This window comes from Luteibacter sp. ME-Dv--P-043b (assembly GCF_030209605.1).
GTDB lineage: Bacteria > Pseudomonadota > Gammaproteobacteria > Xanthomonadales > Rhodanobacteraceae > Luteibacter.
In genome coordinates this window covers 26,520-39,371 of sequence record NZ_JARVRT010000031.1, presented here as the reverse complement: position 1 = coordinate 39,371, position 12,852 = coordinate 26,520, and the positions used below count along the sequence as shown (strand labels likewise).

Sequence of the window (12,852 nt, the reverse complement as noted above, 5' to 3'; positions counted from 1 at the left end):
CTTGACGGGTCGCCGCAGGCGTGGCCCCGAGGGTGGCACCCGCCGGCTCTTGCTCGAAGCCCCTGAGGCCAAGAGGCCAAGAGGCCAAGAGGCCAAGAGGCCCCAAAGCCTCGCTTACTTCACCGTAGAGAATTTATAAGTCATGGTGTTCTTGTAAGTCTTGCCTGGATCGAGCCGAGCCGAGCCGAAATCCGGCTGGTTCGGGGTGTCCGGGTAGATCTGCGGTTCCAGCGCAAAGGCGTCGCCCTGGCGATAGATGCCACCCGACTTACCCGACGTGGTGGCGTCAAGAAAGTTGCCGGAATAGAACTGCAGCCCGGGCTGCGCCGACCACAGCGAAAGCACGCGTCCGCTCTTCGGGTCGGTGACGCGTGCCACCTCGCGCGGCTGGGCCGCTTCCTTGCGTGAGATCACCCAGTTGTGGTCGTAACCCTTGCCCAGCACCAGTTGCTGTTCCTTTGCATCGCGTATGTCGCGGCCGATCGGTTTCGCCTTGCGGAAATCGAAGTCCGTGCCAGCCACGTTGCGCACCTCGCCCGTGGGAATGGCCGTGGCATCGGTCGGCAGGTAGGCGTCGCCGGCGATCATCAGCTCCTGGTCCATCACGCTGCCACGGCCTTCACCGGCCAGGTTCCAGTAGGTGTGGTTGGTGATGTTGACGATGGTCGGCTTGTCGGTGGTGGCGGTGTACTCGATGGTCAGCTGGTTCTTGTCGTCCAGGGTGTACTTGGCGGTGGTGGTGAGCTTGCCGGGATAGCCCTGGTCGCCGTCCGGGCTGACATAGCTGAGCGTGACGCTGGGCGTGGCCCCGGATTCCACCTTGTCCACCGTCCAGATCACCTTGTCGAAGCCCACCTTGCCGCCGTGCAGCGAGTTGGGGCCGTCGTTGACCGGCACCGTGTACTGCTTGCCGTCGAGGGTGAACGTGCCCTTGGCGATACGGTTGGCGTAGCGACCCACGGTGTCACCGAAATACTGCGGCTTGGCGAAGGTGCCTTTCAGGTCGGGATAGCCCAGCACCACGTCGCCGGGCTTGCCGTTGCGGTCGGGCAGGTCCAGGGCGTACAGCGCGGCACCCAGCGAAAGCACCTTCGCGGTGATGCCGTGGCCGTTGGTGAGGGTGACCAGTGTGACGTCCTTGCCATCCGGCGTGCTGCCGAAGGATGCCTTGGACGCCTCGCCGGCCAGCGCGGCCGCCGATGTCGTCGCAAGCAGGATCGCCGAGATCAGCGCGGATAGCGGTTTCATCACAGCTTGACTCCCTTGAGTTGGTGGTGTCCGACATGACCATATTTGTCGGACAAATGACAAGCTGCGCTGCGTCATCCGGTAACGCCGTTACGTCGTTAGGATGGGCCTTCGTCCTGAGGGGGTGGGGTCATGGCAGCAAGAGCGGCAGGTCCGAAGAGCCTGCATGCGCGGGTGATCGAGGAAATCGGCGAATCCATCGTCGGCGGTGTATTGCGCCCGGGCGATCCGCTGCCAGGCGAGGCGGTGCTGGCCGAGCAGATGGCGGTCAGTCGCACCGTGCTGCGCGAGGCGCTGAAGGTGCTGGGTTCGAAGGGCCTGATCGAGACCCGGCAGAAAACCGGCATGCGGGTGCGCGACCCGCGCTACTGGAACCATCTCGACGCCGACGTGCTTGGCTGGCGCTGCGCGTCGCTGCCCACCGACGATTTCGTCGAGAAGCTGGTCGAGATGCGCGAGATCATCGAGCCTGCCGCCGTCATGGCGGCGGCGCGTCGCCGTCGGCCCGAACAGCTGGAGGCGATCGCCGCCGCGCTGCAGGGCATGCAGGAAACCGACGACCTGGACGACTGGGCCGCGGCCGACCTGCGTTTCCACGAGGCCGTGCTCGAAGCGACCAACAACGAGCTGCTGAGTGCCCTGTTCGCGGTGATCGAAACGGCCCTGGCAACCTTTTTCGTGATGTCAGCCCGCACCGCACCCGACATTGCCTATGCGGTCGCCCAGCACCGGGCGGTGTACGAGGCGATCCGCCGTCGTCGCCCCAACGAGGCGGCCAAGGCGATGCGCACGCTGATCGCGGAATCGCGCACCAACATGCGCAAGAGCCGCCGGCACTGAGCCGGCCGGGTACACGGGGGGCATACGGGCCCGGCTCCACGGTCGTCCCTCAGCAGCAGCGACCGCCCGTGCCGCGATAACGGGCTTCCTGCCGTTCGCGGAAAAACTGCTTGTACGTGGGCACGTCGCGCTCGGGATGGTGCTCGCGCAGGTGCTTCACGTAGACGTCGTAGTCAGGTACGCCACAGCAGAGGCGGGCGGTCTGCACCACTCTTTTCCACCATGAGGGCGGCGTGCCGGCGGAGGTCTGGTTCATGGCCATGTCCTTACTGGGCGACGCTGGACAAGGCGACCCGGGGTTCTTCCTGGGCGGTCGGCCTGTCGACCTGCCAGGCGCGCAGCACGGCGCGCATGGAGAAGAACAGCATGGTCAGCACCAGCAGCATGAACATGGCGGTGAGGGCCATGTCCACGCGGTTGTTGGTGACGATGCGCTGCATGGCGTCTACGGTTTTCGCCGGCGGCAGCAGGGTGCCCGCGGCGGCGGCATCCGCATACTTCTGCGCGGCGGCGGTGAAGCTGATCTTCGCGTCGAACAGCTTCTGCCAGCCGGCGGTGAGCGTGCAGATCACCAGCCAGGCGGCCGGCACTGCCGGTACCAGCACGTAGCGCTGACGCTTCAGCTTTACCGTCACCACGGTGGCCAGCATCAGGGCGATCGCGGCGAGCATCTGGTTGGCGATGCCGAACAGGGGCCACAGGGTGTTGATGCCGCCCAGCGGGTCGACCGCGCCCTGGTAGAGGAAATAGCCCCACAGCCCGACGCAGATCAGCGTGGCCACCACGTTGCCCAGCCAGGAGTCGGTCTGCTTCAGCGGTGCCCAGGCCATCCCGGCCAGTTCCTGGATCATGAAGCGACCCACGCGGGTGCCGGCATCGACGGTGGTGAGGATGAACAGCGCCTCGAACAGGATGGCGTAGTGGTACCAGAGGGCCATCATGCCTTCGCCCGGCATGATCCCGTGTAACAGCTGCGCCATGCCCACGGCCAGGGTAGGCGCACCGCCGGCGCGTCCCAGGATAGTGCTCTCGCCGATGTTGCGGGCGGTGTCCGTCAGCTCCGCCGGCGTGACCACGAAACCCCAGGCGCTGATCGCCTGCGCGGCGGACTCGGCGGTGGCACCGACCAGGGCGGCCGGCGAGTTCATGGCGAAGTACACGCCCGGGTGCAGCGACGAGGCGGCGATCAGCGCCATGATCGCGACGAACGCCTCCATCAGCATGCCGCCGTAGCCCACCATGCGGGCCTCGCCCTCGTTGGCGAGCAGCTTGGGCGTGGTGCCGGAGGCGATGATCGAATGCCAGCCGGAGACGGCGCCGCACGCGATGGTGATGAACAGGAACGGGAACAGGTTGCCCTGGAAGACCGGCCCGCTGCCGTCGATGAAGCGGGTGACCGCAGGCATCTGCAGCGTGGGTGCGGCGATGAAAATGGCCAGGGCGAGCAGGGCGATCGTGCCGATCTTGAGGAAGGTGGACAGGTAATCCCGGGGTGCGAGCAGCAGCCACACCGGCAGCACGGAAGCGAAAAAGCCATAGCCGATCAGCCACCAGGCAAGTGACCGGGCGTCGTAGTCGAACAGGGGAGCCAGCGTCGCCGAATCGGCCACTGCCTTGCCGTACCAGATGGACGCTAGCAACAGCACCAGGCCGATGATCGATACCTCGAGGATGCGGCCTGGGCGCACGTAGCGCAGGTATAGCCCCATCAGCAGCGCGATGGGGATGGTCGCGGCCACGGTGAACGTGCCCCACGGGCTGTGGGTCAGCGCCTTCACCACCACCAGCGCCAGCACGGCCAGCACGATCATCATCAGGACGAGGATGCCCACCATGGCGATGACGCCGGGCACCGCGCCCAGCTCGGCGCGCAGCATGTGACCCAGCGAGCGACCGTCCCTGCGCAGGGAAAGCCCCAGGATCATGAAATCCTGCACCGCGCCGGCGAACACCACGCCGATCAGTATCCACAGCGTGCCGGGCAGGTAACCCATCTGCGCGGCCAGCACGGGGCCGACCAGGGGGCCGGCGCCGGCAATGGCGGCGAAGTGGTGCCCGAACACCACCCACTTGTCGGTGGGCACGTAATCCAGCCCGTCGTTGCGCAGCACGGCCGGCGTGGCGCGGCCCGGGTCCATGCGCAGCACCTTGTCGGCGATCAGGCGGCTATAAAAGCGATAGCCGATCAGGAACACCGCCAGGGAGGCGGCCACCAGCCAGATGGCATTGATCGGCTCGCCCCGGCGGAGGGCGACGACGCCGAGGCACCAGGCCCCCACGATCGCAATGGCGGCCCACAGGATCTTCCCCGCGGGACCGGGTTTCGGAATGGCGTTGTGCATGGTTCGGTGCTCCCCTTGCGGATGGCACAAGGGTCGTCCCGCGCGCGATGGGGGTCAATCGCCGTGGCGCCTTTCGGGCATTAGCCATTGGTCGAATGGTTTTGCGGGCATCCGCATGCCGCGGGCTCGCGAAAGACGCTTGAGCCCGGGGCCTTCCGCCGCCATGCTGGAGGCATCCCCACTCCCCGGGCACGACGATGATCCGCGACATTCTGAAGATGGGCGACGAACGCCTGCTGCGCATTGCGGCCCCGGTGCCCGACGCGATGATGGGCACGGCCGAGCTGGATGCCCTGATCCAGGACATGTTCGACACCATGTATCACGCTGGCGGCGTGGGCCTGGCGGCGCCGCAGATCGGCGTCGACCTGCAACTGGTCATCTTCGGTTTCGACGCCAGCGAGCGCTATCCGGATGCCCCGCCGGTGCCGCAGACGATTCTGCTCAATCCGCTGATCACTCCACTGTCGCAGGACATGGAAGAAGGCTGGGAGGGCTGCCTTTCGGTACCCGGCCTGCGTGGTGCCGTGAATCGTTACTCGCTGATCCGCTACCAGGGTGTGGATCGCAACGGTGCGCCCGTGGATCGCACGGCCGAGGGGTTCCACGCGCGTGTGGTGCAGCACGAGTGCGATCACCTGATCGGGCGGCTGTATCCCTCTCGCATCACGGACTTCGCGAAGTTCGGCTATACGGATGTCCTGTTTCCCGGCATGGACATCGGCGACGACTGAGAAAGTTCGCGGCCGCGGAGGCCTATTCGGCTTCCGCCAGCGCCTCGACTATCACCAGCAAGGCCTTGCGCCGCTCCTTGGGCAGGCGGCTGACCAGTCCGACGAGGCGCAACTGCTCGCGCGAATCGGCACGGTAGAGGGCGGGGCTTTCACGGACGCCGGTCGCGCCGTTCGGTGCGCCCCGGCCGGTGGCCAGCCATTCGAAGTTGACCCCGAAACGGGTCGCCATATCGATCTGGCGTTCCAGTTCCGGCAGGCCCAGATCGCTCAGCCACTTGCGTGCCGTCTCCCGACTGACGTCGAAAAGATCGGCCAGCTGGGTGATGCGGCCGCGGCCTTTCTTCACACCCGCCATGTCCAGCGCAACATGCAGGCGTTGGGAAAAACCTCGGTTCATAGGTGGCATGACTACTCCGGTGGAACGCGGTGGCGCCGTGAGCCGGGTATTGTTGGTTAGCGTACAGCGCCAGCGTAAGGCTTTTGCAGTTGCCAAGTCGTGCAATTTGCGACTGCTTTTTGTTCCGCCTAGCTATGACGGAACGAGTTGATCAATTTTCTCAATTCGTCGGCCGCGCGATGTGCTAGGTCGGCAAAGTCCCCATCGGTGCCAGCGTAGATGATGGCGCGCGAAGATGAAATCATCAGTCCATCGCCGGTGGACGTGCCGCCATGTCTCATCACGGCTTCCACATCGCCGCCCTGGGCACCGATGCCTGGCACCAACAGCGGCATGTCGCCGACCACGGCACGCACCTTGCCAAGTTCGTCCGGCCAGGTGGCACCGGTCACCAGGGCGCAATTGCCGTTTGTGTTCCATTCGCGGGCGACGGTTTCGGCGACGCGGAGGTAAAGCGGCTGCCCGCCGCAGTCCAGCGCCTGGAAATCCTTGCCGCCGGGATTGGAGGTGCGGCACAGCAGGATCACGCCCTTGTCGGCCCGTTCCAGGAACGGTGCGATCGAATCCTGGCCCAGATAGGGGTTGAGGGTAACGGCGTCGGCGTCGTAACGATCGAACGCCTCGCTGGCGTAATGCGTGGCGGTCGAGCCGATGTCGCCGCGCTTGGCATCGAGGATCACGGGAATGCCCGGCTGCGTCGCGTGGACATGCGCGATGACACGCTCCAGCGCGTTTTCGGCACGTTGTGCCGCGAAATGGGCGATCTGCGGCTTGTAGGCGCAGACCAGGCCGGCCGTCGCATCGACGATGGCCCGGCAGAATTCGAATATGCCCTCGTTACCGGACAGGCCGGCAGGCAGGCGACCGGGCTCGGGGTCGAGGCCGACGCACAGCAGGGAGTCGTTGCGACGCCAGGCGTCCCTCAGGGAGGTCATGAAGTTCATGGGTGGCTTCGCTCGAATGAGGTGTGTGGACGTCTTTACATAAAAACACCGGTAGGAGCGCACGATGTGCGCGATTCGCTGTGCGCGCGATTCGCCGTGTACGCGATTCGCCATGTGGCCATCTGCACATCGAAGCGCATGGCCGGCACGATGGCGGGTGTCGCATCATCGCGTTGTTGGCTTCTCGCGCACAGCGTGCGCTCCTACGGCGGTGTTGGTGTTGGTGTGGGTGGTATGGGTATCTGTGTCAGACCAGCTTCTTGTACTTCACGCGCTTGGGGCCGGCGTCGTCGCCGAAGCGGCGCTTCTTGTCGGCTTCGTACTCGTTGTAGTTGCCGGGGAAGAACTCCACGTGGGAGTCGCCTTCGAACGCGATGATGTGCGTGGCGATGCGATCGAGGAACCAGCGATCATGCGAGATGACCACCGCGCAGCCGGGGAACTCGAGCAGGGCGTCTTCCAGCGCGCGCAGCGTTTCGACGTCCAGGTCGTTGGAGGGTTCGTCCAGCAGTAGCACGTTGCCCCCCTGCAGCAGGGTCTTGGCCATGTGCAGGCGACCGCGCTCGCCGCCGGACAACTGCCCGACGATCTTCTGCTGGTCGGTGCCCTTGAAGTTGAAACGGCCGATGTACGAGCGGGACTGGATCTCGAAGTTGCCGATGGTAAGGATGTCCGAACCGCCGGAGACTTCCTGCCACACGTTGTTCTTCGGATCGAGCGCGTCACGGGACTGGTCGACGTAGGCCAGCTTGACCGTGTGGCCGTGCTTGACCTCACCGGTGTCCGGCTTCTCCAGGTTCATGATCATCTTCATGAGCGTGGACTTACCGGCACCGTTGGGGCCGATGATGCCGACGATCGCACCGGGCGGGATCTTGAACGACAGGTCTTCGATGAGCATGCGGTCGCCGAAGGACTTGGTGACGTTCTTGAACTCGATGACCTCCTGGCCCAGGCGCTCACCCGGCGGGATGAAGATCTCGTTGGTTTCGTTGCGGCGCTGGTACTCGACCGAGTTCAGCTCCTCGAAGCGGTTGATGCGCGCCTTGCCCTTGGACTGGCGGCCCTTCGCGGCGGTGCGGATCCAGTCCAGTTCCTTCTGCAGGGCCTTCTGGCGTGACTTCTCCTGGTTGGCTTCCTGCTTCAGGCGCTCGCCTTTCTGCTCCAGCCATTCCGTGTAATTGCCCTTCCAGGGGATGCCGCGGCCGCGATCGAGTTCGAGGATCCACTCGGCGGCGTTGTCGAGGAAGTAGCGGTCATGGGTGACCGCGACGACCGTGCCCGGGTAGTCGTGCAGGAAGGTTTCCAGCCAGTCGACCGACTCGGCATCCAGGTGGTTGGTCGGTTCGTCCAGCAGCAGCATGTCGGGCTTGGACAGCAGCAGGCGGCATAGCGCGACGCGGCGCTTCTCACCGCCGGACAGCGGGCCGACCAGGGCGTCCCAGGGCGGCAGGCGGAGTGCGTCGGCGGCGACTTCGAGCTGCCGCTCCAGCGCGTGGGCGTCGTTGGCGGCGAGAATGCCTTCCAGGGCTTCCTGCTCCTTGGCCAGCTTGTCGAAGTCCGCGCCTTCCTCGGCGTAGGCGGCGTAGACCTCTTCCAGCCGCTTCTGCGCGTCCAGGACCTCGGACACGCCTTCTTCCACGACCTCGCGCACCGTCTTGGCCGGGTCCAGGTCGGGTTCCTGCGCCAGGTAGCCGATCTTGGTGCCGGGGTTGGCCCGGGCCTCGCCCTGGAAGTCCTTGTCCACGCCCGCCATGATCCGCAGCACCGTGGACTTGCCCGAGCCGTTGATGCCGAGCAGGCCGATCTTCGCGCCGGGAAAGAAGGACAGGGAGATGTCCTTGATGATATGGCGCTTCGGGGGAACGATCTTGCTGACCCCGTTCATGGTGTAGATGTATTGCATGCGGCCTCCGGAAGGCGCGGCCGCCTGCCTTCCGACGGGGAAGGGGGCGTCGACGCGTGGGTACAAACCCCCATTATAGCCGTTGTCCCGGGAGAGCAGGCCTCCCGGGACCGGGGTCCCTGCGCCCTACAGGCGGGCGCTCAGGTAATCGCGGATGTTCTGGTCGTTGGCCTTGGTGTAGACCCGGCACGCTGCCTTGCCGATGATGTTGTCGGCCATGTTGGTGACGCAGAAGAAACGGTTCTCGGCGGCCTCGTGCGTGGCTCCGATCAGGTGGCCCACCTCGTGCGCGAAGATGTGCCGGTGCGCGCGGTTGCTGGCGATGGCGGCCCGATACGGCTCGATGGCGCCGCCGAGCACGCCGGAGGGCAGGTTCCGGGGCGGTTCGTTCACGAAAAGGACGAAGCGCGAAAGGTTGTCCACGTGGCCGCCCTGTTCCCTGACGTAACGGGCGCCTGCCGTGGCGATATCCGCAATGCGGCTTTCGGCTTGGCCAGCGTGGTAATCCATGTCGGTCAGGCCGGGAATGCGGTCGCGCAGCGACACCCTGATCGGCATGCCGGGGCGTACGTTGGCTTCCATGTCCTTGATCCACCACGCGGCGTACCAGTTGAGGAACTTGGCGTAGTCGCGCTCGCCGGACCGATCGTGCAGGAAGATCCAGACGTGCAGCGTCTTCTCCGACGGCGCGTCGCTGCCGCCGTACAGCTCGGTCAACTCGTCAGGCTGCTCGTTGCCGGGAAGGAGCAAAAGGTCGCTTCCTTCCAGCCATGGCCACGCGCCTGAGCCGGAGGAAAAGCGGTCCATACGCGGTGCCGCCGCCGGGGTGTCGTCGTCCACGACGACGTCGACGCGGTCGCCCACCCGGATGACGCTGGCCGGGCGGCCGTCGACCTCGGCCAGGTACAGGGTGCCCTGCGTTCCGTCGGGGAAGTCGAGGGCGGTGTTAAGCCGCTCCAGCACGCTGACCCGCTGCGGCATGGCGCCCGGGCGGGACAACAGGACGTCGCTGGGCAGGCCCCCGGCTATCTGGCGGTCGAATGCCTCGGCAATCCGGTCGGGCTGGGCGGGGACGGGGGGCGTCCATGCGGCCAGTCCGGAAGCGATGGCGATCGTGAGCATGAGTGTTTTCATGGGGGTATTCCTTTCCCTACGCGGCAGGATGCGACCGCAGAATTAGCCTACGCACAAGCCAGGGCGATCACCCTAGGAGCTTGCCTAGCGGGATGTAGGTATTTGACTTGATCGTATGTACGTCATCGCTGGCTCCTTGGACCTGCCGGCCAGGGCACCGGGTCCGGTTGATCTGGAAGGTCCCGCAACGCCGTCAGTCGGCGCCGCGTTGTGCGTCATCCGGGCGGGGAAGCGGTGGCAACGCAGGTATCGTCCCCGGCCCTTCCCGCCAACAAGGATGTCTCGATGGTTTCCATGTTCCGCCTGTGCAGGGCACTCGTGCCTGCCCTGGCCCTTTTCCTGCCCCCCGTCGTCCAGGCAACCCCCCGAGCCGCCGAACGGCACCGCGAGCGTCGTCGAGCTGTTCGATCAGGCCGTGGACGCTGGCCTTCCCTTCCGCATCTGGATTCCCGACGTGACGATGACACCATCGCCGTCCGCCGGGGAGCAGGGTGGCCCCTCACGACCGCGGCGTGCTGTGGGCCCTGGTGCGGGCATCTCCGTCGAGCGGCGCCTGCCCGTGGACCTCCGCCTGTCGCCGCAGGTCGCCGGGGCCATGTACGCCGGGCAACTGAACGGGGAGCGCGCCGTGTTCACCCGGGGCGGCGACGGCCTGCACGTGTCCCTCCCGTCCGAGGGCGGGGTAACCGTCGTATCCTTCCGGGTCGGGCATGACGAGGCGCGTCGCCACACCTACCCGGCAGGGGACGGCTACGCCGACGAGCCTGTCATCCCGTTCACGGGCGAGCTTTCGATCACGCCCCACCACGTCGAGGACCCGCTCGCCCACCGGCCGACGTTCCACGTGTTCGTCCACGACGATCTTCGCGAGCAGTCGATAGCGGACCTGCATGCGCGATTCGCCGCCTGGTGGCTGGCGGACCTGGTAACCGTGCTGCCCGGCGAGCCGAAGATCGACGTGCGCTATTACACCAGGGTGCCCTGGATCACGGACATGGACTATGAGCATCCGGATGTCCTCGACCGCTTCGCGATCGCCCTGCGACAGCTGAGCCTGCATATCGACTTGCCCTACGGCAAGTCGTACAAACACAAGTTCCTGCTGCTGACGGCCCGCCCCGCGGTGAGCAAGGCGTCCGGACTGGCGCTGGAGGGGCAAAGCGAAGCCGTCGCGACCGTCCAGGGCCGCGTGTCGGTGCTGGCCCACGAATTTGGCCATACGCTTGGGGCGACCCATGAGTCGGCGGCGTCCGGCCGCTTCCGTACCGGGCCATGGAGCCTCATGAACTGGTACCGGTGCGACTCGAACATGCACCCACTGGCGCCATCCACTTTCAGTTGCCTGCGCTATACGCCCGACAACGAACGGGCCATCCGCTCCTACATGCGCCACGGCCCGGTCGCCGAGCGGACGGACCTCTGGCTGGAGCGGCGCTGAGCCCGCGGGTGGGGCAGTGGCCGCAAACCCCGGCGGGCGCTACACTTTCGGTCTTCACTCCCCACCCGCGACCCGAGGTAGAGATGTTCCCCAAGGATGCAACGATCGCCGGCTATGACGACGAACTCGCCAGGGCCATCGCCGACGAGACCCGTCGCCAGGAAGATCACGTCGAGCTGATCGCCTCGGAGAACTACGCCAGCCCCCGTGTCATGGAGGCCCAGGGCTCGTCGCTGACCAACAAGTACGCCGAGGGTTACCCCGGCAAGCGCTACTACGGTGGCTGCGAATACGTGGACGTGGCCGAGAAGCTCGCCATCCAGCGCCTGAAGAAGCTGTTCGGCGCCGATTACGCCAACGTGCAGCCGCATTCCGGTTCGCAGGCCAACCAGGCCGTGTACTTTGCGCTGTTGCAGCCGGGCGACACCATCCTGGGCATGAGCCTCGCCCACGGCGGCCATCTCACCCACGGCGCCAAGGTCAACTTCTCCGGCAAGATCTACAACGCCGTGCAGTACGGCATCGATGCCGAGACCGGTCTGGTCGACTACGACGAGATCGAGCGCCTGGCGATCGAGCACAAGCCGAAGATGGTGGTGGCCGGATTCTCCGCCTATTCGCAGGTGATGGACTGGGCGCGCTTCCGCGCCATCGCTGACAAGGTCGGCGCCTACCTGTTCGTCGACATGGCGCACATCGCCGGCCTCGTCGCCACGGGCCACTACCCCAGCCCGATCGACCACGCCCATGTGGTCACGTCCACCACGCACAAGACCCTGCGCGGTCCGCGCGGCGGCATCATCGTCGCCAAGGGTCTGGGCGAGGACATCGAGAAGAAGCTGCAGTCCATCGTGTTCCCCGGCATCCAGGGCGGCCCGCTGATGCACGTCATCGCGGCCAAGGCCGTGGCCTTCAAGGAAGCCCTGGAACCCGAATTCAAGGACTACCAGGGCCAAGTGGTGAAGAACGCCAAGGCCATGGCGAAGACGCTGATCGAGCGCGGCTACAAGGTCGTTTCCGGCGGTACCGAGAACCACCTGATGCTGGTCGACCTGATCGGTCGCGAGGTTACCGGCAAGGACGCGGAAGCGGCCCTCGGCAAGGCGCACATCACCGTCAACAAGAACGCCGTGCCGAACGATCCCCGCTCGCCGTTCGTCACCTCCGGCCTGCGCGTGGGCACGCCCGCGATCACCACCCGCGGCTACAAGGAAGCGGATACGATCGAGCTCACCCAGTGGATCTGCGACGTGCTGGACGCGCCGGGCGACGACACCGTCATCGCGGCGGTGCGCGAGAAGGTCACGGCCCAGTGCGCCCGTTTCCCGGTATACGGCTGATCGATGCATTGTCCGTTCTGCCAGCATGAAGACACCCGCGTCATCGACTCACGGCTCACCGAAGACGGGAGCACGGTGCGTCGTCGACGCGAGTGCCCTCAGTGCAGCGAGCGGTTCAATACCTTCGAAACCGCCGAACTCAAGCTGCCGGCGATCGTCAAGTCCGGCGACCGTCGCGAGCCGTTCGACGAGCACAAGCTGCGCGTGAGCTTCGAGCGGGCCTTGCAGAAGCGCCCCGTGCCCAGCGATGCAGTGGATACCGCGATGCGCGCCGTCATCAACGACCTCCGCCGCCTCGGCGAGCGCGAGGTGCCGTCGCGCCAGGTGGGCGAACTGGTGATGCGCGAGCTGAAGGAGCTCGACCAGGTGGCCTACGTGCGCTTTGCGTCGGTCTATCGCCGCTTCGAGGACGTGCACGCTTTCCGCGAGGAGATCGAGAAACTCGAGCGCGACCTCCCCTCGATCGAAGGCCTGCAACTGCCGCTGCTGGACGCGGCCAGGCGCGGGCGCAAGGGCTGAGCATGTCGCG

General features: G+C 65.9%; 12 protein-coding genes. 5 read left to right on the top strand and 7 right to left on the bottom strand.

The window, feature by feature from the left end:
- Positions 1-114: 114 nt before the first annotated feature.
- Complete coding sequence (locus QRN34_RS15580; RefSeq protein WP_285405810.1) at positions 115-1,248, bottom strand: aldose epimerase family protein; 1,134 nt, start codon at positions 1,246-1,248, stop codon at positions 115-117.
- Between the two features lie 132 nt (positions 1,249-1,380).
- Between QRN34_RS15580 and QRN34_RS15575 the strand changes: the two genes are divergently transcribed.
- Positions 1,381-2,088 carry a FadR/GntR family transcriptional regulator gene (locus QRN34_RS15575; RefSeq protein ID WP_285405809.1) on the top strand — a complete coding sequence of 236 codons (708 nt, stop codon included), beginning with the start codon at positions 1,381-1,383 and terminating at the stop codon, positions 2,086-2,088.
- Between the two features lie 49 nt (positions 2,089-2,137).
- On the opposite strand, the gene QRN34_RS15570 is transcribed toward QRN34_RS15575, so the two are convergent.
- Both QRN34_RS15570 and QRN34_RS15565 read right to left on the bottom strand, forming a co-directional pair.
- Positions 2,138-2,344: a YbdD/YjiX family protein gene (locus QRN34_RS15570; RefSeq protein ID WP_285405808.1), complete on the bottom strand. Its 207-nt coding sequence runs from the start codon at positions 2,342-2,344 to the stop codon at positions 2,138-2,140.
- A gap of 10 nt (positions 2,345-2,354) precedes the next feature.
- Complete coding sequence (locus QRN34_RS15565) at positions 2,355-4,430, bottom strand: carbon starvation CstA family protein (protein ID WP_285405807.1); 2,076 nt, start codon at positions 4,428-4,430, stop codon at positions 2,355-2,357.
- Between the two features lie 197 nt (positions 4,431-4,627).
- Between QRN34_RS15565 and def the strand changes: the two genes are divergently transcribed.
- Positions 4,628-5,164, top strand: a complete 537-nt coding sequence (def, locus tag QRN34_RS15560; protein ID WP_036137389.1) for a peptide deformylase — start codon at positions 4,628-4,630, stop codon at positions 5,162-5,164.
- Positions 5,165-5,186: 22 nt separating this feature from the next.
- On the opposite strand, the gene QRN34_RS15555 is transcribed toward def, so the two are convergent.
- The 4 genes from QRN34_RS15555 to QRN34_RS15540 all read right to left on the bottom strand — a co-directional run bounded on the left by QRN34_RS15555 (position 5,187) and on the right by QRN34_RS15540 (position 9,545).
- Positions 5,187-5,570 carry a hypothetical protein gene (locus QRN34_RS15555; RefSeq protein ID WP_036137387.1) on the bottom strand — a complete coding sequence of 128 codons (384 nt, stop codon included), beginning with the start codon at positions 5,568-5,570 and terminating at the stop codon, positions 5,187-5,189.
- 119 nt (positions 5,571-5,689) lie between these two features.
- Positions 5,690-6,505, bottom strand: coding sequence for an orotidine-5'-phosphate decarboxylase (gene pyrF, locus QRN34_RS15550; RefSeq protein WP_285405806.1), 816 nt, complete (start codon positions 6,503-6,505; stop codon positions 5,690-5,692).
- 247 nt (positions 6,506-6,752) lie between these two features.
- Positions 6,753-8,411, bottom strand: a complete 1,659-nt coding sequence (ettA, locus tag QRN34_RS15545) for an energy-dependent translational throttle protein EttA (RefSeq protein ID WP_285405805.1) — start codon at positions 8,409-8,411, stop codon at positions 6,753-6,755.
- A gap of 126 nt (positions 8,412-8,537) precedes the next feature.
- A complete protein-coding gene (locus tag QRN34_RS15540; protein WP_285405804.1) occupies positions 8,538-9,545 on the bottom strand; it encodes a hypothetical protein in 1,008 nt (335 codons plus the stop codon).
- A gap of 415 nt (positions 9,546-9,960) precedes the next feature.
- Between QRN34_RS15540 and QRN34_RS15535 the strand changes: the two genes are divergently transcribed.
- The 3 genes from QRN34_RS15535 to nrdR all read left to right on the top strand — a co-directional run bounded on the left by QRN34_RS15535 (position 9,961) and on the right by nrdR (position 12,842).
- Positions 9,961-10,983: a hypothetical protein gene (locus QRN34_RS15535; RefSeq protein ID WP_285405803.1), complete on the top strand. Its 1,023-nt coding sequence runs from the start codon at positions 9,961-9,963 to the stop codon at positions 10,981-10,983.
- A gap of 83 nt (positions 10,984-11,066) precedes the next feature.
- Positions 11,067-12,323 carry a serine hydroxymethyltransferase gene (gene glyA, locus QRN34_RS15530; RefSeq protein ID WP_285405802.1) on the top strand — a complete coding sequence of 419 codons (1,257 nt, stop codon included), beginning with the start codon at positions 11,067-11,069 and terminating at the stop codon, positions 12,321-12,323.
- A 3-nt stretch (positions 12,324-12,326) separates the two neighbouring features.
- The gene (nrdR, locus tag QRN34_RS15525) at positions 12,327-12,842 is read left to right on the top strand and encodes a transcriptional regulator NrdR (protein ID WP_285405801.1); all 516 of its coding nucleotides are present in this window, start codon (positions 12,327-12,329) and stop codon (positions 12,840-12,842) included.
- Positions 12,843-12,852 lie beyond the last annotated feature (10 nt).

Excerpts from the sequence above, each read along its gene's own strand:
- QRN34_RS15580 (WP_285405810.1), bottom strand. The coding sequence starts at position 1,248 with ATGAAACCGCTATCCGCGCTGATCTCGGCGATCCTGCTTGCGACGACA.
- QRN34_RS15575 (WP_285405809.1), top strand. The coding sequence starts at position 1,381 with ATGGCAGCAAGAGCGGCAGGTCCGAAGAGCCTGCATGCGCGGGTGATC.
- QRN34_RS15570 (WP_285405808.1), bottom strand. The coding sequence starts at position 2,344 with ATGAACCAGACCTCCGCCGGCACGCCGCCCTCATGGTGGAAAAGAGTG.
- QRN34_RS15565 (WP_285405807.1), bottom strand. The coding sequence starts at position 4,430 with ATGCACAACGCCATTCCGAAACCCGGTCCCGCGGGGAAGATCCTGTGG.
- def (WP_036137389.1), top strand. The coding sequence starts at position 4,628 with ATGATCCGCGACATTCTGAAGATGGGCGACGAACGCCTGCTGCGCATT.
- QRN34_RS15555 (WP_036137387.1), bottom strand. The coding sequence starts at position 5,570 with ATGCCACCTATGAACCGAGGTTTTTCCCAACGCCTGCATGTTGCGCTG.
- pyrF (WP_285405806.1), bottom strand. The coding sequence starts at position 6,505 with ATGAACTTCATGACCTCCCTGAGGGACGCCTGGCGTCGCAACGACTCC.
- ettA (WP_285405805.1), bottom strand. The coding sequence starts at position 8,411 with ATGCAATACATCTACACCATGAACGGGGTCAGCAAGATCGTTCCCCCG.
- QRN34_RS15540 (WP_285405804.1), bottom strand. The coding sequence starts at position 9,545 with ATGAAAACACTCATGCTCACGATCGCCATCGCTTCCGGACTGGCCGCA.
- glyA (WP_285405802.1), top strand. The coding sequence starts at position 11,067 with ATGTTCCCCAAGGATGCAACGATCGCCGGCTATGACGACGAACTCGCC.
- nrdR (WP_285405801.1), top strand. The coding sequence starts at position 12,327 with ATGCATTGTCCGTTCTGCCAGCATGAAGACACCCGCGTCATCGACTCA.